This is a genomic window from Streptomyces sp. NPDC002817 (assembly GCF_053592055.1).
In genome coordinates this window covers 1-20821 of the sequence record NZ_JBSFUY010000001.1, presented here as the reverse complement: position 1 = coordinate 20821, position 20821 = coordinate 1, and the positions used below count along the sequence as shown (strand labels likewise).

The 20821-nt window shown below is 69.8% G+C and carries 15 protein-coding genes, 1 rRNA gene and 1 pseudogene; 7 read left to right on the top strand and 10 right to left on the bottom strand.

The features are described from left to right. Positions 1 to 83 precede the first annotated feature (83 nt). Positions 84 to 2921: a preprotein translocase subunit SecA gene (gene secA, locus ACWD3I_RS00085; protein WP_365402017.1), complete on the bottom strand. Its 2838-nt coding sequence runs from the start codon at positions 2919 to 2921 to the stop codon at positions 84 to 86. A 270-nt stretch (positions 2922 to 3191) separates the two neighbouring features. On the opposite strand from secA, the gene ACWD3I_RS00080 reads away from it, so the two are divergent. Continuing rightward, positions 3192 to 3776 (top strand): GNAT family N-acetyltransferase, encoded by a 585-nt coding sequence (locus tag ACWD3I_RS00080; protein ID WP_365402020.1) that lies wholly within the window; start codon positions 3192 to 3194, stop codon positions 3774 to 3776. Between the two features lie 160 nt (positions 3777 to 3936). Further along, positions 3937 to 5109 carry a winged helix-turn-helix domain-containing protein gene (locus ACWD3I_RS00075; protein ID WP_365402023.1) on the top strand — a complete coding sequence of 391 codons (1173 nt, stop codon included), beginning with the start codon at positions 3937 to 3939 and terminating at the stop codon, positions 5107 to 5109. A 25-nt stretch (positions 5110 to 5134) separates the two neighbouring features. Here ACWD3I_RS00075 and ACWD3I_RS00070 read toward each other — a convergent pair whose 3' ends face one another. From ACWD3I_RS00070 to mtnA, 8 genes and pseudogenes are all read right to left on the bottom strand, one after another. Then, positions 5135 to 5881, bottom strand: a complete 747-nt coding sequence (locus ACWD3I_RS00070) for a response regulator transcription factor (RefSeq protein WP_365402026.1) — start codon at positions 5879 to 5881, stop codon at positions 5135 to 5137. Positions 5882 to 6082: 201 nt separating this feature from the next. After that, a complete protein-coding gene (gene hpf, locus ACWD3I_RS00065; protein WP_451083998.1) occupies positions 6083 to 6775 on the bottom strand; it encodes a ribosome hibernation-promoting factor, HPF/YfiA family in 693 nt (230 codons plus the stop codon). 311 nt (positions 6776 to 7086) lie between these two features. Further along, positions 7087 to 7653: a ComF family protein gene (locus ACWD3I_RS00060; RefSeq protein ID WP_451084018.1), complete on the bottom strand. Its 567-nt coding sequence runs from the start codon at positions 7651 to 7653 to the stop codon at positions 7087 to 7089. Between the two features lie 675 nt (positions 7654 to 8328). Then, positions 8329 to 8679: pseudogene (locus tag ACWD3I_RS00055) on the bottom strand (ComF family protein); the annotation flags it as partial. A gap of 136 nt (positions 8680 to 8815) precedes the next feature. Next, positions 8816 to 10660: an LpqB family beta-propeller domain-containing protein gene (locus ACWD3I_RS00050; RefSeq protein ID WP_365402032.1), complete on the bottom strand. Its 1845-nt coding sequence runs from the start codon at positions 10658 to 10660 to the stop codon at positions 8816 to 8818. Further along, positions 10650 to 12695: an MtrAB system histidine kinase MtrB gene (mtrB, locus tag ACWD3I_RS00045; RefSeq protein ID WP_365402035.1), complete on the bottom strand. Its 2046-nt coding sequence runs from the start codon at positions 12693 to 12695 to the stop codon at positions 10650 to 10652. The genes ACWD3I_RS00050 and mtrB overlap by 11 nt, the downstream gene beginning before the upstream one ends. Position 12696: 1 nt before the next feature. Next, positions 12697 to 13386: a two-component system response regulator MtrA gene (gene mtrA, locus ACWD3I_RS00040; RefSeq protein WP_199924729.1), complete on the bottom strand. Its 690-nt coding sequence runs from the start codon at positions 13384 to 13386 to the stop codon at positions 12697 to 12699. Positions 13387 to 13584: 198 nt separating this feature from the next. Beyond that, complete coding sequence (mtnA, locus tag ACWD3I_RS00035; RefSeq protein ID WP_365402039.1) at positions 13585 to 14727, bottom strand: S-methyl-5-thioribose-1-phosphate isomerase; 1143 nt, start codon at positions 14725 to 14727, stop codon at positions 13585 to 13587. 140 nt (positions 14728 to 14867) lie between these two features. Here mtnA and ACWD3I_RS00030 point away from each other — a divergent pair, with 140 nt between their 5' ends. From ACWD3I_RS00030 to ACWD3I_RS00010, 5 genes are read left to right on the top strand one after another with little or no spacing between them, the layout of a single operon-like run. After that, positions 14868 to 16196 carry a hypothetical protein gene (locus ACWD3I_RS00030; RefSeq protein ID WP_365402042.1) on the top strand — a complete coding sequence of 443 codons (1329 nt, stop codon included), beginning with the start codon at positions 14868 to 14870 and terminating at the stop codon, positions 16194 to 16196. Between the two features lie 43 nt (positions 16197 to 16239). Continuing rightward, positions 16240 to 16962: a DUF4129 domain-containing protein gene (locus ACWD3I_RS00025; RefSeq protein ID WP_365402045.1), complete on the top strand. Its 723-nt coding sequence runs from the start codon at positions 16240 to 16242 to the stop codon at positions 16960 to 16962. After that, complete coding sequence (locus tag ACWD3I_RS00020; protein ID WP_365402048.1) at positions 16959 to 18149, top strand: DUF4350 domain-containing protein; 1191 nt, start codon at positions 16959 to 16961, stop codon at positions 18147 to 18149. The genes ACWD3I_RS00025 and ACWD3I_RS00020 overlap by 4 nt, the downstream gene beginning before the upstream one ends. Continuing rightward, positions 18149 to 19138 (top strand): AAA family ATPase, encoded by a 990-nt coding sequence (locus ACWD3I_RS00015; protein WP_365402050.1) that lies wholly within the window; start codon positions 18149 to 18151, stop codon positions 19136 to 19138. Before ACWD3I_RS00020 ends, ACWD3I_RS00015 begins: the two co-directional genes overlap by 1 nt. Further along, a complete protein-coding gene (locus ACWD3I_RS00010; protein ID WP_365402053.1) occupies positions 19138 to 20448 on the top strand; it encodes a DUF58 domain-containing protein in 1311 nt (436 codons plus the stop codon). The genes ACWD3I_RS00015 and ACWD3I_RS00010 overlap by 1 nt, the downstream gene beginning before the upstream one ends. Positions 20449 to 20540: 92 nt before the next feature. Here ACWD3I_RS00010 and rrf read toward each other — a convergent pair. Next, a 5S ribosomal RNA gene (rrf, locus tag ACWD3I_RS00005) occupies positions 20541 to 20657 on the bottom strand. Positions 20658 to 20821 lie beyond the last annotated feature (164 nt).

Sequence of the window (20821 nt, the reverse complement as noted above, 5' to 3'; positions counted from 1 at the left end):
CACACACCCGTAGACGAACGCCGAAGGGCCGGGCCACCCCAGGTGACCCGGCCCTTCACACCGCTACAACGTCGCGGACGCCGTCACTTCTTGCGACGCCGCCCACGCGACTGCTTGCGCCGCTCCGCCCGCGTCAGGCCATCCGCCTCGGACCGCACCGGCTCTTCGTCGTCGGCGAACTCGCCCTCGACGACACCACCCTCGCCGTCCACGGTCGGCGCGGAGAAGTGCAGATCCCGACGCTGCGGAGCGTCGAGGCCCTTGGCACGGATCTCCGGACGCGCACCCGCCTGCGCCGGCACCGAGTCCTGCTTGTCGAGCGACGGCTTGTCGTCCTCGACCGGGACCTCCTCGACCTGCTGCTCGACCTGGACCTCCAGGTTGAACAGGTAGCCGACGGACTCCTCCTTGATGCCCTCCATCATGGCGGTGAACATGTCGAAGCCCTCGCGCTGGTACTCGACCAGCGGGTCCTTCTGCGCCATCGCGCGCAGGCCGATGCCCTCCTGGAGGTAGTCCATCTCGTAGAGGTGCTCGCGCCACTTGCGGTCCAGGACCGACAGCACGACCCGGCGCTCCAGCTCACGCATGATCTCGGAGCCGAGCTGCGCCTCGCGCCCCTCGTACTGGTCGTGGATGTCGTCCTTGATGGACTCGGAGATGAAGTCGGCGGTCAGCCCGGCCCGGTCGCCGGCCGCGTCCTCCAGCTCCTCGACGGTGATCTTCACCGGGTAGAGCTGCTTGAACGCGCCCCACAGCCGGTCGAGGTCCCAGTCCTCCGCGAAGCCCTCGGCGGTCTCCGCGCCGATGTACGCGTCGATCGTGTCGTTCATGAAGTGCTGCACCTGCTCGTGCAGGTCCTCGCCCTCCAGGACGCGGCGCCGCTCGCCGTAGATGACCTCGCGCTGGCGGTTGAGGACCTCGTCGTACTTCAGGACGTTCTTACGCGTCTCGAAGTTCTGCTGCTCGACCTGCGACTGGGCGGACGCGATCGCGCGCGTCACCATCTTGTTCTCGATCGGCACGTCGTCCGGGACGTTCGCCATCGACATCACGCGCTCGACCATCTGGGCCTTGAACAGACGCATCAGGTCGTCGCCGAGCGACAGGTAGAAGCGGGACTCACCCGGGTCGCCCTGACGGCCGGAACGACCGCGCAGCTGGTTGTCGATACGACGCGACTCGTGCCGCTCGGTACCGAGGACGTAGAGCCCGCCGAGGTCCTTGACCTCCTCGAACTCCGCCTTGACCGCCTGCTCGGCACGCTCCAGGGCGGCGGGCAGTGCCTGCGCCCACTCCTCGATGTGCTCCTCGGGGTCGAGGCCGCGCTGGCGCAGCTCGGCCTCGGCGAGGTCCTCGGGGTTGCCGCCGAGCTTGATGTCGGTACCGCGGCCGGCCATGTTGGTGGCCACGGTCACGGCACCCTTGCGGCCGGCCTGGGCGACGATCGTCGCCTCCCGGTCGTGCTGCTTGGCGTTCAGCACCTCGTGCTGGACTCCGCGCTTGCTGAGCTGCTGGGAGAGGTACTCGGACTTCTCGACCGACGTCGTACCGACGAGGATCGGCTGGCCCTTCTCGTGCTTCTCGACGATGTCGTCGACGACCGCCTCGAACTTCGCGACCTCGGTGCGGTAGATCAGGTCCGACTGGTCCTTGCGGACCATGGGCCGGTTGGTCGGGATCGGGACGACGCCGAGCTTGTAGATCTGGTGGAACTCGGCGGCCTCGGTCATCGCCGTACCGGTCATGCCGCAGAGGCCGGGCTGTTCCTTGTCGTTGTGGTCGTGACGCTTGTAGAGGCGGAAGAAATTCTGGAGGGTGATCGTGGCGAGCGTCTGGTTCTCGTCCTTGATGTCCACCCCTTCCTTCGCCTCGATCGCCTGGTGCATGCCCTCGTTGTAGCGGCGGCCGGCGAGGATACGGCCGGTGTGCTCGTCGACGATCATGACTTCGCCGTCCATGACGACGTAGTCCTTGTCCTTCTTGAAGAGCTCCTTCGCCTTGATGGCGTTGTTCAGGTAGCCCACCAGAGGGGTGTTCACCGACTCGTAGAGGTTGTCGATGCCCAGCCAGTCCTCGACCTTGGCGACACCGGGCTCGTGGATGGCGACCGTGCGCTTCTTCTCGTCGACCTCGTAGTCGCCGGTCTCCTCGATGCCCTTGAGCTGGTTGCCGGCCTCGCCCCTCTTCAGGCGCGTGACCAGCTTGGCGAAGTCGCCGTACCACTTGGTGGCCTGGTCGGCCGGGCCGGAGATGATCAGCGGCGTACGGGCCTCGTCGACCAGGATGGAGTCGACCTCGTCGACGATCGCGAAGTTGTGGCCGCGCTGGACGAGCTCGTCCTTGGACCACGCCATGTTGTCGCGCAGGTAGTCGAAGCCGAACTCGTTGTTCGTGCCGTACGTGATGTCGCACGCGTACTGCTCACGGCGCTGGGCGGGCGTCATGTTGGCGAGGATGCAACCGACGTCCAGGCCCAGGAACTTGTGGACGCGGCCCATCATCTCGGAGTCGCGCTCGGCCAGATAGTCGTTGACCGTGATCAGGTGGACGCCCTTGCCGGACAGCGCGTTCAGATACGCGGGCAGGGTGCCGACGAGGGTCTTGCCCTCGCCGGTCTTCATCTCGGCCACGTAGCCGAGGTGGAGGGCGGCGCCACCCATGATCTGCACGTCGTAATGACGCTGACCGAGCGCGCGCTTGGCACCCTCGCGCACGGTGGCGAACGCCTCGGGCAGCAGGTCGTCCAGCGTCTCACCATCGATGTACCGCTGCTTGTACTCATCAGTGAGGGCCCGCAGCTCGGCGTCGGAGAGGTCGACGAAGTCCTCTTCGATGGAGTTGACCTGGTCCGCGATGCGGTGCAGCTTGCGCAGGATCTTGCCTTCGCCTGCACGCATGATCTTCGAGAGGACGGACACGGGGGTAAGTCTCCTTGCCGGTCGGGCCTGGGACGGTCGGTTTCCATTTGACTTGACTGAGCAACGGCCATCGTATGCGAGGACCCGGCCACGCCGGGAGCCTGCCGAGGACGCCGACCGTCCGCTGCTTCAAATCTCCGTCAAAGGGGACAACGGACGCAGGTTGCGGATGGTGCCGCGCTCCCCCGACGATTTGCGCGAAGTGTGATCACCCGCTCACACAGAGCAAAAAGATGGCGTCCGTGCCCGCATCCCGAGCAGAATCGGCCGATGGAACCCGTCACGCTCACCACCGGCCGCCTGGTTCTGCGCACCGTCGGTCCCGACGACACCGACGACGTGTACGTCGCCGCCCAGGACCCCGAGATGCAGCGCTGGCTCTCCCAGTTCCCCTCGCCGTATCTCCACGAGCACGCGCAGGCCTTCACGGAACAGTTCGCCCCCGACGGCTGGGCCAACGACTCCATGTTCACCTTCGGCGTCTTCCTTCCCTCCGGCGAACTCGTCGGCATGCTCGGCATCACCATGCGCTCCCTCGGCGTCGCCGAAATCGGCTTCTGGGCCACGAAGGAACACCGCGGCAACGGCTACATCACCGAGGCCACCACCACAACCGCCCGCTGGGCCTTCACAGCCCTCTCCGTCGACCGCATCGAATGGCGCGCGGAAGTAGGCAACACCCCCTCCCGCGCGGTGGCGGAACGCGCCGGCTTCACCCTCGAAGGCACCCTCCGCTCAGCGGTCAACAACAAGGGCGTACGACGAGACTGCTGGGTCGGTTCCCTGCTGCCCTCGGACCTGGGTCTGCCGTCGACGGCGCCCTATCTGCCGGCACACACACCTTCCACCTCCTGACAGGCCCCGTGCTTTCAGCCCGTCCGGCGTTCGAGGACGAGGCCCCTTCAGCGACGAAGCGGGCGTCTGAGGGCGCAGCCCCTCAGGGTCGGGAGCGCACTCCCCGAAGAACCCCCAGGTCACCTCCCACTGTCAGTCCCACCTCCTATCGTGCGGAAGCATGACGACCCCGCGCCCCACCGCAGCGCTCTCCGCAGACGAGGCCCGCCGCATCGCCCTCCACGCCCAGGGCTTCCTCGGCACCCCCAACCGCAAGGCCGGCGTCCGCGGCACCCTCCGCCACCTCGGCGCGGTCCAACTCGACACCATCTCGGTCCTGGCCCGCTCCCACGAACTCATCCCGTACGCCCGACTGGGAGCCGTAGGCCGCAAAACGGTCGAGGACGCCTATTGGACGGACACACACGCCTTCGAGTACTGGTCCCACGCCGCCTGCATCCTCCCCATCGAGGAATGGCCCCACTTCGCCTTCCGCCGCCGCGCCTACCGCAGCCGCCCGCACTGGAATCACACCCTCCCGGACGGCACCTACGACCAGGTCATCAAGCAACTCCGTGCCGAAGGCCCCCTCACCGCCACGGAGTTGGGCGGCGCGAAGAAGACCAGCGAGTGGTGGGACTGGTCCGGCACGAAGGTCGCCGTGGAGCGCGCGCTGATGTACGGCGAGGTGGTCTGCGTGGAGCGCCGTGGCTGGAAGCGCGTGTACGACCTGGCAGAACGCGCCGTCCCAGCGGCCCTGCTGCACGACGACCTGGACGACACCGAGTGCCTGCGCACCCTCGTCCGCCTCGCCGGCCAGTCCCTCGGAGTCGGCACCCGCGCGGACATCGCCGACTACCACCGCCTCAAGGGCGACCAGGTCGACGCGGTGATCGACGACTCGGGCCTGGTCCCGGTCACCGTCGAAGGCTGGTCCAAGCCGGCCTGGGCAGACCCCGCGGCCCTGGAGACACCCCCGCGCGGCCGCCACCGTACGACCCTCCTGTCGCCCTTCGACTCCCTGATCTGGGAGCGCGCGCGCACGGAGCGGATCTTCGGCTTCACCCACCGCCTGGAGGCCTACGTCCCCAAGCCGAAGCGGGTGTACGGCTACTTCGCGATGCCGGTCCTGGCCGGCGGCCGTCTCGTCGGCCGTGTGGACCCGGCGCGCGAGGGCCGCACCCTCGTCGCCAGGCAGGTCACCCTGGACGGCCCGAAGGCGGTCCCGGCGGTGGCCCAGGCGCTGGTCGAGGCGGCGAGCTGGGTGGACTGCACGGACGTACGCGTCGAAAGAGTGGACGCGCCGGAACTCCGCGAGCCCCTGACCAGTGAACTCACCCGAGCACTGGCTTGACGGAACCGCCGGGCCTCAACGGACCTCAGCGGATCTCGAGGATCTTCTCCCGCATCGCATAGACGACGGCCTCCATCCTGGAGTGCAGCTGCAGCTTCTCCAGGATGTTGCGCACATGGTTCTTCACGGTGTTCTCGGAGATGAACAACTCCTTGGCGATATCGCGGTTGTTCATACCCGTGGCGACGAGTTTGAGAACCTCCAGCTCCCGGTCCGTCAGCCGCGGCGCGGGCACAAGTCGGCGTTCATCCGTCCGCTGGATCATCGATTTGAACTCGGTGAGCAGTTTCGACGCCATGGACGGGCTGATCTGCGACTGCCCGTCGGCCACCGCACGAATGGCGGTGGCCACCTCGTCCGTGGAGATCTCCTTGAGGAGATAACCGGTCGCGCCCGCCTTGATCGCCTCGTAGAGGTCGGCTTCCTCATCACTGATCGTCAACATGATGATCTTGGCGCTGGGTGCCACCTCCTTGATGGAGGTGCACGCCTCGATACCACCCCGCTTGGGCATCCGAACGTCCATCAGGACGATGTCGGGCAGCAGATCGGCGGCCTTGTCGACGGCCTCGGCGCCGTCGCCCGCCTCGCCCACGACCTGGATGTCCTCCTCGGCCGCGAGCACGATCTCGAGTCCCCGCCGGAAGAGGGCATGGTCGTCGACGACCAGGACACGGATGGGCTCCTTGCGTGGTGAGCCCGTGTCCGATCCCATGCCGACGACGCCGTCGCCGGCGTCCCCGTCATGCATCGGTCCGAAGCTGTCCGCCATCGTTCCTCCCCCTGAAGGCTGTGGCTGGTCATGTGCCATCGCCAACCCAAGGCAACGACCCACCGGTTGGGCCGATGCGGCCATGATTTCATGCCCGGACGACACTGCGGTGACAGAGCCGGGCGCGAAGTGGTCGCACGCCGGTGCCCCTGGGGGCGCACACGCGCTCCAGGGGCACCGCTCAGCCGTCAGCCGGGCGTGTCAGCCACCCAGCGTGCCGCCGGCCGCGGGAGGCTGCGCCTGGGCGACCATCGGGTCCGTGCTGAGGTGGATGACGCCGTAGTCGTAGGCGTGCCGCCGGTAGACGACACTCGGTTCCTTGGTCTCGGAGTCGACGAACAGATAGAAGTCGTGCCCGACCAGCTCCATCTCGTAAAGAGCCTGGTCAAGGGTCATCGGGGAGGCGACGTGGGTCTTCTCGCGGACGATGAGGGGGCCTTCGCCCTTCACTTCCAGCGAGCCGATCTTCTTGGTGGGTACGCCGTCCGGCTCCTGCTCATGGACCGGGCTGCCGTTCCCGTTGAGCGTCGCCGCGCCCGGGACGTGGTCGGGGACCTCGGCCGCCGTGAGCCGGCGTGAGCCGCGACGGGAGTAACGCTTGTCGTGCTGCTTGCGCAGCCGGGCGTCGAGCTTTTCCGCCGCCAGGTCGAGCGCCGCGTACGGATCACTTGCCGCCGCCTCCGCCCGGATGACCGGACCGCGGGAGCGGAGCGTGATCTCCACTCGGTCACAGCGGTCGGCCTGTCGGGGGTTCGGCTCCTTGGACACCTCGACGTCGAGGCTGATCACCTTGCCGTCGAGCTTCTGGATCTTCTCCAGCTTCAGCTTCTCGGCCACGTGCTTGCGGAACCGCTCGGGCACCTCGGTCTTGCGGCCCTTGACGACGATGTCCACGCAGAACTCCGTTCCCGGATCACTCCGCGCCACTGGCGGAGCATCTCCCTTTTGCACCAGGTCCCGGTGAGCCCCGGAACCTCGGACTCGGTGACGTCCACCTCCTCCCCCGTGGGCAAGATCTCCACTCCACCGGGACGGGTGATTGTGAAAAACCCGCGGCACGGCAATCGGATATGAGAGGTGTGGCCTGCGCCTTTCCTCACAACCGAACATATCTCGCCCGGACGGATGTCGTCACCCTCTACCGCGGCGTACCTCCGTTCAGGTGAATTGGTCCTCTCATTACCTGCAACGATGCAAGTTCGCAGTCAGTTCCGGTTTATTTCGAAAGAACCTGGCGACGCCGCGACCACAGCCGCGCAGATGACGTCACCGGCACGGTAGGTCCGCACCATTCCGGGCCCACCGCCCATGTCTGCCTCCGCCAATCGATTCCTCCGTCCCCCTGTGCCTTCCCGAGCAGCCGCGCCGTACACAGCCGTTACGGCTGAGCCGTACGCGACCGAGCCGCCCTCACGCCCCCGCGCAACCTCCTCCGCAGCCACAGCCGTAGCTGCCCGCACGGCACGCGCCGCCTCCGTCAGGGACGCACCCGTCGTCATCAGATCGTCGACGAGCACGACCGGACCATCGAGAAGCAACCGCCCACCACCGGGAACGACCTCGAGCGCACCCGCGAGATTCTCCAGCCGCTCCTGCGAATCGAGCCCCGCCTGATCAGCCACGGCACGCCGCTGCCGCAACACCCCGACCACCCGCGCCGCGACCCCACCACGCCGCAGCTCCCCCGCCGCCGCAAGCGCGATCCGCCGCGCCGGATCATGCCCCCGAGCCCCCACCACCCGCCGCGCGGACGGCACAGGAACAAGCAGCACGACCCCGTCGTCCGCTCCTGAACCGCTGACTCCCGCTACCGGCGCAAACCCGGAACCGTCTCCCGCCGACCCCGCCCCAGGCCCCACAGCAGCCCCAGCAAACCCCGCAGCACCATCCACAGGCGGCCCCGCCCCGACACCCACCGCTCCCCGACCACCGACCCCCGCAGAACCGCCACCACACCCAGCCCCGGCCCCCGCCGAACCGCCACCACGCTCCGTGCCCGTGCCCCCACTCGCGCCTACGCGCACGCCCACGCTCGGCAAACCACCACCACGCCCCTCGGCGGCACTCAGGGAACCTCGACCACCCGCCCCCGCCAAACCACCACCACGCCCCGCGCCGGCACTCAAGGAACCTCGACCACCCGCCCCCACCCGGCCGCCTCCACGCCCCATCAAGGCACCCTCCGACCCCCAGCCGGCACCTGCCCCGGGATCGCCCGTCCGCCCCTCCACGGGCTCCACCAGACCCCGGCCCTCGGCCCCCGCAGCACGTCCGGCCCACCCAGCTCCCACGGCCCCCCGACCACCACCCCGTGTCAGGCCTCCGAACGCGCCACCGGCCACCACAGGCCCCTGCCCGGGACACCCCGGCCCATCGACACGACGCCCCCGCTCAGCCCCCTCAGAGCCCCGCCCAGGCCCCGCAGAACCCCACCCAGCCCTCGTCGGTCCCGCGCCAGGCCCCGTCACCGCACCGCAGGCCCCCGCCGCACCCCCGGTCCACGCCTCCCGCAGTCCCGCCCGCACAGCCTCCGCCAGAGCCGCGCCCAGCGGTGCCGCCAAGGTCAGTGCGCCACGTTCCTTGTGCGCCAGCAGCACCGCCCGCACCTCGTCGGCGTACCGCGCAGCCGCATGCACCGCCGGCAGCCCCGCCGGCTCAGGCTCCGGTCGCACCCGGCACGGCACGGTCCCGCTCAGGGCGGCACGGCACTCCGGACAGAGCACCGTGCGAGCCCTCCCGCAGCCACCGCACTCGGCCGGCAGCACCAGATCGGTCAGGTCCTGCCACCACCCCCGCATGCCCACCACTGTGCCAACGCCCGCGGCGCCCGACCACCCCTGTGGACAACCCCCTGTGGACAACTCCCCGCACCGCTCGTGACCCGGTCCGAAACCGCCCACCGCACCGACCGGGCCTCATCGACCCCCGCCGCTCCTACCCGGGATAGACCGGCGCCGTCCCGTCCTTCACCACCTGCTGCCACTTCGCCCCGGACAGCAGCCGGACGATGCCGTCCTCCTCCGAGTACGCCATCAACGGCAGCTGCTCGTCCTCGGACGAAGCCAGGGCCTTCACGCCCGTCAGCGCGGCAGGCGCCGACCCCACCGGAGTGGAGCCGTCGACCTGGACGTACGCCATCTGCTGCACGCCACCGTCCTCGCGCCCCACCACCACGAGCCGGCTGTCCCCAGCCCAAGACATGGCGGTGACCTCCACCAACTGCGGTGCCACCGAGCGAGGTTCGACGACCGCGATGGGCTTCTGCCCGCTCGCCTTGTCACCCCGCTCGATCCGCCCGACGTAGAGGGACTTCTTGCCGCCCTTCTCCACGATGAGCGCGATCCGCACTCCGTCGGCGGCCATCCGCACCGCGTCGATGCGTCCGTCGAGCCCCGTGGTGTCGACCTCGATGGGCTCGCCCGCACCCTTCTTCAGAAGAAGGAGCCGAGGGTGGTCGGGATCGCGGTCGGCCACCCACAGGTCGCCCTCGCCGTCCCAACTGGGCGTGGTGAGACGGTCGTTCTGGGTCTTGCCGTCGCTGTGCAGGACCGGCTCGCCGAGCGAGGCCCCCGACACCAGCGACCCGACGTACAGGTCTCTGCCGTCGAGGGACACCCCGGCCGCCTTGCGCTCGTCCCGGGACACCGCGGCCGACCGCAGCTCCTTCTCGCCCTCACCGAGCGCACCCGGCACCGCCGCGAAGGACTCCGGGTTGACACTCGCGCTCGCCAGTCTGACGAGGCGGTGCTTGTTGTCGATGAAGTACTGGTAGCCGTCCTTCGTGACCTCGTGCTTCACCGCGTTCTCGGCGTCGCTCTCGTCGAGGGGGTCGCACAGCTGTGTGCCGTCGGAACGCTGCAGTTCGACCGAGCTCACCCCGGTGGGGGTCAGGTCCCGCAGCGTGAACAGGAGCTGGGCGGCCATCTCGCGGCACTTCTTCGAACCGACCCGGTCCGCCTTGGCATTCAGCGGCACCGTCAGCCGGTTCTGGTCGTCGGGCGTCAGCTGCGTGACGTCCTTCTTCAGCGCCGTACCGGTGGGGAAGCTCGACCTGACGACCGGGTTCAGCCAGCGAGAGGGCCCGGCGAGCAGCAGACTCACGGTCTGCGTCATCGGGTCGACCTTCTTGCGCACATAGACGGGGTCGGCGACGGCCACCGGCTGACCGTCCGACTCGGTCGAGGAGTTCGAGGCGAAGTAGTACCTGTTGACCGACGTGTAGTTACGCAGGAAGTCCGACTTGCCCATGACCACGCCAAGCGGCGGCGAGTCGATGCGCCACTGCTTGGACTTCTTCTCACGCACGAGGTGCAGCGTCTTGTCGTACTGGCCGTCGGCGGGCGAGTACACCTGCTGTCCGTCGACGGTGGCGACCTTCTCGCCGGTCAGCGAGAACACGGCGTCGGACGAGTCCTTCCCGCCGCTCGAAAGCTTCTCGGACGAGTCCGGCCCGTCCGCGAGCACCGTGAGCGACGCCTCGGGCTTCCACGTGCGCGCGACGTTGGCGGTCAGATACTTTCGCGCCGTCTCAAAATCGGAGTCATCGCTGGTCAGCGCTTCGAGAAAGCCGTCCACGATCTCCGGCGCCTCGGCGTTCTCACGGGGCGGCAGTGCGTAGACCCGTACCTGCGGGTCCTGGCGCGGCGTGGACTCCACCCCGCGCAGATCCCCGCTGTCCGGCATCGAGGCGCACCCCGCCAGCAGTACGGCGCCGCAGGCGACCGACACCACCGTGCGCACCGGCCCCCGCCGGCCGCCCCCCACGCGGTCAGCGCCCACGACTTGCCTCCCCTTGCTTGTTCCGGTCCTCAGGACCGACGTTCCGGGCATCCGAGGACTGCGAGTCCGCGACGCCCGTGTCGTCCGCCTGCCTCGCTCCCCCGGTGGGCCGCGGGACCACGCGCGCGCCGTTGCCGGGCAGCGCCGTCGGATCCGCGGTGGGGGCGGCGGACATCCTCGGCGCGAGCGGCGCCGGCTCGCTCGATGTCTGCACCGGCACGGTGGCGCGCTTCTCCCCGTCCCCCGCGCGCGGCAAGCCGGCGTCATTAAGTCCACGATTACGGCGCGAGTCCTTGGGCTCCAGCGGTATCGGCGAGCCCCGCAACGGCTCGTCCGCCGTCCTGGGCAGCGTCAGCCGGAACTGCGAGCCACCACCCGGCTCACCCCACGCCTGCAGCCAGCCGCCGTGCAGCCGCGCGTCCTCCAGGGCGATGGACAACCCCAGACCCGTACCACCGGTGGTACGCGCGCGTGCCGGGTCGGCCCGCCAGAAGCGGCTGAAGACCCGGGTCGCCTCACCGGGCTTGAGCCCTACGCCGTAGTCGCGCACCGCGACCGCGACCGCCCCGCCCGCCGAGGCCAGCTTGACCACGACATCCTTGCCCTCGCCATGCTCCACGGCGTTGACCACGAGATTGCGCAGCACCCGCTCCACACGCCGGGCGTCGGCCTCGGCGACCACGGGCTGCTGGTCTCCCAGGACCCGTATCCGCGTGCCCTTGCGCTCGGCGAGCGGCGCGGCCCCACTGACGACCCGCTGCACGACCACCCGCAGATCGATCGGCTCCGCCTCCAGCGCCGCCGCCCCCGCGTCGAACCGGCTGATCTCCAACAGGTCGGCGAGCAGCGACTCGAACCGGTCCAACTGGTCGGCGAGCAGCTCCGCCGACCGCGCGGTCACCGGATCGAAGTCCTCCCGCGCGTCATGGATGACGTCAGCGGCCATACGTACGGTCGTCAGCGGCGTCCGCAGCTCGTGCGACACGTCGGACACGAACCGCCGCTGCATCCGCGACAGGTCCTCCAGCTGCTGGATCTTCAACTGAAGGTTCTGCGCCATCTTGTTGAAGGCCTCACCGAGCCGGGCGATGTCGTCCTCACCGGTGACCTTCATACGTTCCTGCAGACGCCCCGCGGACAGCCGCTCGGCGATCCCGGCCGCCATCCGCACCGGCGTGACGACCTGACGCACCACCAGCCAGGCGATGGCCCCGAGGAGTACGACGACGAAGAGCCCGGCCGTCGCCAGCGTCCCCTTGACCAGGCTCAGCGACTTCTCCTCCTGGGTGAGCGGGAAGAGGTAGTAGAGCTGGTACGGCTCGTTGTTCGGGTCGTTGACCTGCTTGCCGATGATCAGCGCGGGCTGCGACTCCTGACCGTCGGTGTACACGATCCGGGTGTAGCTCTGGGCCGGGAGCAGGCTGCTGTCGACGCGGTCCCTCAGGTCCTGGGGCACGCTCGTCGTCGGAAAGACGTTGCCGGAGGCACGCGGACCGCGCCCACCGCTGTCTCCACCCGCAGGCAGCGTGACGACGTCGAAGGCGCCCTGGCCACCACTGGAGAGGGACTCCACGAGGTCGCCCATCCACTGGCTGACGTTCTGGTTGGCGCGCCCGTCCGCGCCCGCGGCGTCCTCGCCGCCCGCGCTCACCGCCGCGTCGGCCTTCTGCTTCGCCACCGAGAAACCACCCGTGGCCTGGCTCTGCGACGCCTTCACCTTGGCGTCGAGCAACCCGTTGCGCACCTGTCCGATGACGACGAAGCCGAGCAGCAGCACCACGCCCAGCGACATCAGCAGCGTGGTGACGACGACCTTGAGCTGGATGTTGCGCCGCCACAGCCGCATGACGGGCAGCAGCGGCCGACGCACCCAGCGCATGAACAGCCTCAGGACCGGGCTACCCTGGACTCCGCCCTGCAGCAGCCCGCCCTCGAAGAAACGTCCCCAGCGGGAGCCCGACGTCTTCCGGCCGACAGGCCGCTCCGCACGGGCCCCGGTCCGCCCGGGCGACGAAGCGGCACTGTCTCCGGACATGTCAGCTGGGTCCTGCCTTGTATCCCACACCACGAACGGTCACCACGATCTCGGGCCGCTCCGGGTCCTTCTCGACCTTGGAGCGCAGCCGCTGCACATGCACGTTGACCAGACGGGTGTCAGCGGCATGCCGGTAACCCCACACCTGCTCGAGCAGCACCTCACGGGTGAACACCTGCCACGGCTTGCGCGCCAGCGCGACCAGCAGGTCGAACTCCAGCGGCGTCAGCGCGATCGACTGCCCGTCCCGCTTCACGGAGTGACCGGCCACGTCGATGACGAGGTCGCCGATGGAGAGCTGCTCGGGTGCCGGCTCCTCCGACCTCCGCAGCCGCGCCCGGATACGGGCGACGAGCTCCTTCGGCTTGAACGGCTTCACGATGTAGTCATCGGCACCCGACTCCAGGCCCACGACGACATCGACGGTGTCGCTCTTCGCCGTGAGCATCACGATCGGCACCCCGGACTCCGCCCTGATCAGGCGGCACACCTCGATGCCGTCCCGACCGGGCAGCATCAGGTCCAGGAGCACCAGGTCGGGTTTGGTCTCACGGAATGCGGCCAGCGCCTTGTCGCCGTCGGCTACGAAAGACGGCTCAAAACCTTCACCACGCAGCACAATGCCGAGCATCTCGGCCAGTGCGGTGTCGTCGTCGACGACAAGGACTCGTCCCTTCATAAACGCCATCATCCCATTCTCATAACAGTGACAGAGGCGCTGGTGAGCAGGGTCACTGGCCCGTGACGATAGTCGTACCAGGTCATCACTGTCTGCCCCCGTCCGGCGACGTCGATGTCAGTAACGGCTGTCAGCCACCCAGCGTAGGCGCACCTTCACCCCATGGTCGGCCCTACGGCTTTCGGCCGGGCATCGCCCGCCATCGGAGCGCTAGCCGATCGTCACCTCACGCGACCTGGCGCACAGCTCCTCCAGCGCCTCGGCCGTCACCGGCGAGACAACGCCCTCCTCCGTGACGATCGCCGTGACCAGCTCGGGCGGCGTCACATCGAACGCCGGGTTGTACGCCTGGGTCCCCAGCGGCGCCACCGGCATCCCACCCCCCGCTCCCGTCACCGGCACCTGCGGCGCGGCGACCTCGGTCACCTCGAACCCGGGACGCTGCTCGACCTCGATGGACGCCCCGTCCGGCGTGTCCGGATCCACCGTCGTCACCGGCGCCACCACGATGAACGGCACATGGTGATACCGCGCGAGCACCGCGAGCGGATAGCTCCCCACCTTGTTCGCCACCGACCCGTCGGCCGCGATCCGGTCCGCCCCGATCAGCACCGCGTCCACCTCACCCGCCGCGAACAGCGACCCCGCCGCGTTGTCGGTGAGCAGGGTGTACGCCATCCCGCTGCGCGCCGCCTCGTACGCCGTCAGCCGAGCACCCTGCAGCAACGGACGCGTCTCGTCCACCCACAGGCGCCTCAACCGCCCCACCCGATGCGCCGCGAGCGCGACCGCGAACGCCGTCCCCTCGCCACCCGACACCAGCGAACCGGTGTTGCAGTGCGTGAGGATCCGATGCCCACCGCCGGGCAACAACTCGTCAAGCAGCACCAGCCCGCGCTCCGCCATCCGAGCACTGGCCTCGGCGTCCTCCCGGTGCAACGCCCGCGCCGCGACCAGCGCCGCCACCGCGGCCTGCCCCGCGTCTCCGCTCCTGGCGAGCTCGGCCCGATACGCGGTCTGCGCCCGCCGCACGCCGACAGAGAGGTTCACCGCGGTGGGCCGGGCACCCGCGAGCCCGGTAGCGGCCTCGTCCACGTCGAAGCCGCGCGCGGCGGCGAGCGCGACGCCGTACGCCCCCGCGATGCCGAGCACCGGCGCCCCGCGCACGGCGAGCGAACGGATCGCCTCCACCAGCGCGGGCGCGTCCGTACAGACCAGCTCGACCTCCTCGGCCGGCAGCCTCGTCTGGTCCAGAAGGACCACGACGGGACCTTCGGGTGGCTCTTCCCAGCGGATCGTCGGTATCTCGGTCGGCCTGCTGTCCTCGCCGGATTGCGCGTACTGATCAGCCATGCGGTCAGTCTGCCCCGTATCCGGCGGACAATTGAAGGTGTGCAGCCGATACCGTGCCCGGTCCCCCGACGACCACCCCATGGCACGATGGCTGCCAACCTGCCACCGCGACCGCGGACGGGCACCGTGAAGGAGCGACGATGAAAGACACTCCGGGCTGGGCCTCGCCCGGATCTGCCCCGTCCGACGGGCAGGAGCCCGGTGCGTCCGGCCCTGCCGAGCCCGCAGACCGTCCCGACCCCTCGAACCAGCCCGGCACTGAACCGCAGGGCCCCGGCTCGAAGTGGTCCAAGGAGCAGCCGCCACCCGCCCAGTGGTCCGCACCGACCGGACCGGCGAACCCCGGCCAGACCCCGCCGCCCCCACCGCCCGGCCCGGGCTGGGGCGCCCGTCCCCCGGCCGGCCCCGGCGGACCCGGTGCCGGCCAAGGCGGACATGGCGGGTACGGCGGCTGGGGGAGCGGCTGGGGCGGCCCCCCGCCGGCGGCCAAACCCGGTGTGATCCCGCTGCGCCCGCTCGGCGTGGGCGAGATCCTCGACGGCGCGGTCTCCACCATGCGCACCTACTGGCGCACGGTCCTGGGCATCTCCCTGACCGTGGCGGTCGTCACGCAGATCGTCGTCATCCTCCTCGAGGGCCTGGTCCTCAACGACGCCAGCACCGCGGCTCTCGACGACCCCAGTGCCAGCGTCGACGAACTGACCCGCGCCCTGGGCGACGCCATGCTCAGCACCGGTGTCGTCTTCCTGATCTCGCTGATCGGCACGATCGTGGCGACCGCCCTGCTCACGACGGTCACCAGCCGCGCGGTCCTCGGCAAATCGGTGACCACCGGCGAGGCCTGGCGCGACGCCCGGCCTCAGGTGCCCAAGCTCTTCGGCCTGATCTTCCTGCTGATCCTCATCGCCGTCGCCGTCGCCGCCGTCGGTGCCCTGCCGGGCATCCTCGCCGTCGTCGCGGGAGCCGGCGACGCGGGAGCAGCCCTCGCCGTCCTCGGCAGCCTCGCCACCGGCGTCGTCGCCCTGTGGCTGATGGTCCGCTTCTCCCTCGCCTCGCCCGCGCTGATGCTGGAGAAGCAGAGCATCCTCAAGTCGCTGAGCCGCTCCGCGAAGCTGGTCCGCGGCTCCTGGTGGCGCGTCTTCGGCATCCAGCTGCTCGCCACGCTCATCGCCAACATCGTCGCCTCGATCGTCGTCCTCCCCTTCGCCTTCATCGCCTCCGCCCTGGACGGCGAGGGCTTCACCGGCCTCGTGAACAGCGGAAGCGATCTCGGCTGGACGTACCTCATCGTCAGCGGCATCGGCTCGGTGATCGGCGCCATGATCACCTTCCCGATCACCGCGGGCGTCACCGTGCTCCTCTACATCGACCAGCGCATCCGCCGCGAGGCCCTCGACCTCGAACTCTCCCGCGCGGCCGGCATCCAGGACTCCGGCTCCGGCACACCCGGCCCCACGCCCGGAGGCTGATGCGGTGAGCCTGACGGGGGGAGTTCTGGCATCGCTGCCGGCGATGCCGAGCGCAGTCGTGCGCGCCGGCGACACCTTCGTGCTGTCACTGTCGCGCTCCGACGGCGAACCGCCGATCACCGTCCCGCGTGATCCCGCGCGCGAGGCGGCGCGACGCGAGCTGTCCAAGCGCCTGTACCACGAGAACGACCCCAGCTGGTTCCAGCGTGCCCTCGACGCCTTCTGGGACTGGGTCGGCAAACTGTTCGACACAGCCGCGACCGCGACCCCCGGCGGCGCGCTCGGCCTGGTCGTCATCATCCTGGCCGTCCTCGCGGTCCTCGGCGCCCTGTGGTGGCGCCTCGGCACCCCTCGCCGCGAACCCGCCTCCTCCGCCGCCCTGTTCGACGACCGCCCCCGCAGCGCCGCCGAACACCGCGCGGCCGCCGAGGCACACGCCGCCCAGGGCCACTGGAACCAGGCCGTCCAGGAACGCATGCGGGCCATCGTCCGCTCCCTGGAGGAACGCGCCCTCCTCGACATCCGCCCCGGCCGCACCGCCGACGAGGCCGCCGCGGAAGCCGCCCGCGCCCTGCCCTCCCGCGCCGACCGGCTGCACACCGCCGCCCGCGACTTCGACGACGTCACATACGGCGGCCGCAGGGCGAGCCAGCAGTCGTACCAACGCATCGCCGAACTCGACCGCGACCTGGAACGCACCAAGCCCCAGCTCGCGAGCAGCACCCACAGCGCGGCCCCCAACACCCGCCAGGGAGCCGCCGAATGACCACCGGGGCCACCCTCCAGCCCACCCCGGCCTCGCCCACCGCACGCCAGGTATGGACCCGCACACGAGGCATCGCTCTCGCCCTCGTCGCCCTCCTGGCGGCGGCCGTCACGATCGCCGTGATGCGCTCCGACGCCCGGCACGGCGACCTCGACCCGCGCTCCGCCGACCCCTACGGCAGCCGCGCCGTCGCCGAACTCCTCGCCGACCGGGGGGTGTCCACGCGCGTGGTCGCCACCCTGGACGAGGCACGCGCCGCCACCGGCCCGGACACCACCCTCCTGGTCGCCCTCCCCGACCTGCTGACGCACCGTCAACAGACCCGTCTGCACTCCACGACCGCCGAATCCGGCGGCCGCACCCTCCTCGTCGCCCCCGGCAGCGCCTCCGTCGAACGGCTCGCCCCCGACGTCACGGCAGACCCCGCCACCAGCGCCGACTCCATGCTCGAACCCGACTGCGACCTGCCCGCCGCCCGGCGCGCGGGCTCCGCCGACACCGGCGGCATCCGCTACACCACCACCCACCTCGACGCGGACTCCTGCTACCCCAGCCAGCGCCTGGCCACCCTGCTGCGAGTCCCGGCGACCGGGGGCGGCGACACCGTCGTACTCGGCGCGCCCGACATCCTCCGCAACGACCGCCTCGACGAGCAGGGCAACGCCTCCCTCGCCCTCCAACTCCTCGGCTCCCGCCCCCATCTGGTCTGGTACCTCCCCTCGCTCTCCGACGCGTCGGCCGCCGACGACGACGAACGCAGCTTCTTCGACCTGCTCCCCTCGGGCTGGCGCTGGGGCACCTTGCAACTCTTCGTCGCCGCAGCCCTGGCCGCCCTCTGGCGGGCACGCCGGCTCGGCCCCCTCGTACCCGAAAGACTCCCCGTGGCGATCCGCGCCTCCGAAACCGTCGAAGGCCGAGCCCGCCTCTACCGCAAGGCCAACGCCCGCGACCGCGCCGGCGCCGCTCTCCGCTCCACCACCCGCACCCGCCTCGCCCCCCTCGTAGGCGTCCCCGTCACCCAGGCACACGCGCCCGAAGCCCTGCTCCCCGCTCTGTCCGCGCATCTCCACAGCGACGGACAGACCCTGCCCACCCTGCTCTTCGGCCCGCCACCCGGTGACGACGCAGCCCTCGTCTCTCTCGCCGACCAACTCGACGCCCTCGAAAGAGAGGTACGCCGTTCATGATGGCCCCGACCACTGACAACGCCGGGTACACCGGGGATCCGGACACCGCCCGGGCCTCCCTGGAAGCCCTGCGCGCCGAGATCGCCAAAGCCGTGGTCGGCCAGGACCCCGCCGTGACCGGCCTTGTCGTCGCCCTCCTCTGCCGCGGACACGTCCTACTGGAAGGAGTCCCTGGGGTCGCCAAAACGTTGCTCGTCCGCGCCCTCGCATCCGCACTCGAACTCGACACCAAGCGCATCCAGTTCACCCCGGACCTCATGCCGAGCGACGTGACGGGCTCCCTCGTCTACGACACCCGATCCGCCGAGTTCTCCTTCCAGCCCGGCCCGGTCTTCACCAACCTCCTCCTCGCGGACGAGATCAACCGCACGCCCCCCAAGACCCAGTCGTCCCTCCTCGAAGCGATGGAGGAACGCCAGGTCACGGTCGACGGCACCCCGCGCCCGCTCCCGGACCCGTTCCTGGTCGCCGCGACCCAGAACCCGGTGGAATACGAGGGCACCTACCCCCTCCCCGAAGCCCAACTGGACCGTTTCCTCCTCAAACTCACCATCCCCCTCCCCTCCCGCCAGGACGAGATCGACGTCCTCACCCGCCACGCCGAAGGCTTCAACCCCCGCGACCTGCACGCCGCCGGCATCCGCCCGGTAGCAGGCCCCGCAGACCTGGAAGCCGCCCGGGCAGCGGTCGCGAAGACGACCATCTCCCCCGAGATCACGGGCTACGTCGTCGACATCTGCCGCGCCACCCGCGAATCCCCGTCCCTCACCCTCGGCGTGTCTCCCCGAGGCGCCACGGCCCTCCTCGCGACCTCCCGCGCCTGGGCCTGGCTGACGGGCCGCGACTACGTCATCCCCGACGACGTGAAGGCCCTCGCGCTCCCCACCCTCCGGCACCGCGTACAACTCCGCCCGGAGGCCGAAATGGAGGGCGTGACAGCCGACTCCGTCATCCACGCGATCCTCGCCCACGTCCCTGTCCCCCGCTGATGGCACTCACCGGACGCGCCGCACTCCTCGCGGCCCTGGGCTCGATCCCCGTCGGCATCTGGGAACCCGGCCTGACGGGCCTCCTCGCCGTGAATGCCCCCCTGGCCCTGGCCTGCGCCTGCGACTTCGCCCTCGCGGCCCCCGTACGCCGCCTGCGCCTGACCCGCTCCGGCGACACCTCCGTACGCCTGGGAGAGACGGCCGACGTCACTCTGACGGTCACCAACCCGTCCAACCGCCCGCTCCGGGCCCATCTCCGCGACGCCTGGCCCCCCAGCAGTTGGCTCCCCGGCACAGAGACGACCGCCTCCCGCCACCGCCTCACGGTCCCCGCCGGTGAACGCCGCCGCCTCACGACCCGTCTACGCCCCACCCGCCGAGGCGACCGCCAGGCCGACCGCGTGACGATCCGCTCCTACGGCCCCCTCGGCCTCTTCACCCGCCAAGGCACCCACAACGCCCCCTGGACGGTACGCGTCCTGCCCCCGTTCACCAGCCGCAAGCACCTCCCGTCCAAGCTCGCCCGACTACGCGAACTCGACGGCCGCACCAGCGTGCTCACCCGCGGCGAGGGCACAGAATTCGACAGCCTTCGCGAATACGTCCCCGGCGACGACACACGCTCCATCGACTGGCGCGCCACAGCCCGCCAGTCCGCGGTCGCCGTACGTACCTGGCGCCCCGAACGCGACCGCCACATCCTCGTCGTCCTCGACACCGGCCGTACGTCAGCCGGCCGTGTGGACGACGCCCCACGCCTCGACGCCTCCATGGACGCGGCACTACTCCTGGCAGCACTCGCCTCCCGCGCCGGCGACCGCGTCGACCTCCTCGCGTACGACCGCCGGCTACGCGCCCTGGTCCAGGGCCGCACAGCAAGTGACGTCCTACCGTCCCTGGTCAACGCAATGGCGACACTCGAACCGGAACTCGTCGAAACAGACGCACGCGGTCTTACGGCCACTGCGCTCAGGACGGCCCCACGCCGCTCCCTGATCGTGCTCCTGACGACCCTCGACGCCGCCCCGGTCGAAGAAGGACTGCTTCCCGTCCTCTCCCAGCTCACCCAGCGCCACACCGTCCTCGTGGCGTCCGTGGCCGACCCCCATGTCTCCCGCATGGCGAAAGCCCGCGGAAACACCGACGCCGTCTACGAGGCCGCATCAGCCGCACAAGCACAGAGCGAACGTCATCGCACCGCGGAACAGCTCCGACGTCACGGTGTCACCGTCGTCGACGCAACACCGGATGAGCTGGCGCCGGCTCTGGCGGACGCGTATCTGGCTCTGAAAACGGCGGGACGTCTGTAATTCAGCACTCAGAAAAGCAGATCGGAAAGAAAAGAAAGGTCTTGAAATAGAAAAAGGCCCACGCCTGATGGCGTGGGCCTTTTCTAAAATTTGTTCGGCGGTGTCCTACTCTCCCACAGGGTCCCCCCTGCAGTACCATCGGCGCTGTAAGGCTTAGCTTCCGGGTTCGGAATGTAACCGGGCGTTTCCCTCACGCTATGACCACCGAAACACTATGAAACTGTCAGCCGCACCATACCCGTGACCATGGATATGGGGCTGTTCGTGGTTTCAGAACCAACACAGTGGACGCGAGCAACTGAGGACAAGCCCTCGGCCTATTAGTACCGGTCACCTCCGCACGTTACCGTGCTTCCAGATCCGGCCTATCAAC

Coding starts and splice junctions, on each gene's coding strand:
- ACWD3I_RS00080 (WP_365402020.1), top strand. CDS start 3,192: ATGGAACCCGTCACGCTCACCACCGGCCGCCTGGTTCTGCGCACCGTC.
- ACWD3I_RS00075 (WP_365402023.1), top strand. CDS start 3,937: ATGACGACCCCGCGCCCCACCGCAGCGCTCTCCGCAGACGAGGCCCGC.
- ACWD3I_RS00070 (WP_365402026.1), bottom strand. CDS start 5,881: ATGGCGGACAGCTTCGGACCGATGCATGACGGGGACGCCGGCGACGGC.
- mtrB (WP_365402035.1), bottom strand. CDS start 12,695: ATGTCCGGAGACAGTGCCGCTTCGTCGCCCGGGCGGACCGGGGCCCGT.
- mtrA (WP_199924729.1), bottom strand. CDS start 13,386: ATGATGGCGTTTATGAAGGGACGAGTCCTTGTCGTCGACGACGACACC.
- mtnA (WP_365402039.1), bottom strand. CDS start 14,727: ATGGCTGATCAGTACGCGCAATCCGGCGAGGACAGCAGGCCGACCGAG.
- ACWD3I_RS00030 (WP_365402042.1), top strand. CDS start 14,868: ATGAAAGACACTCCGGGCTGGGCCTCGCCCGGATCTGCCCCGTCCGAC.
- ACWD3I_RS00025 (WP_365402045.1), top strand. CDS start 16,240: ATGCCGAGCGCAGTCGTGCGCGCCGGCGACACCTTCGTGCTGTCACTG.
- ACWD3I_RS00020 (WP_365402048.1), top strand. CDS start 16,959: ATGACCACCGGGGCCACCCTCCAGCCCACCCCGGCCTCGCCCACCGCA.
- ACWD3I_RS00015 (WP_365402050.1), top strand. CDS start 18,149: ATGGCCCCGACCACTGACAACGCCGGGTACACCGGGGATCCGGACACC.
- ACWD3I_RS00010 (WP_365402053.1), top strand. CDS start 19,138: ATGGCACTCACCGGACGCGCCGCACTCCTCGCGGCCCTGGGCTCGATC.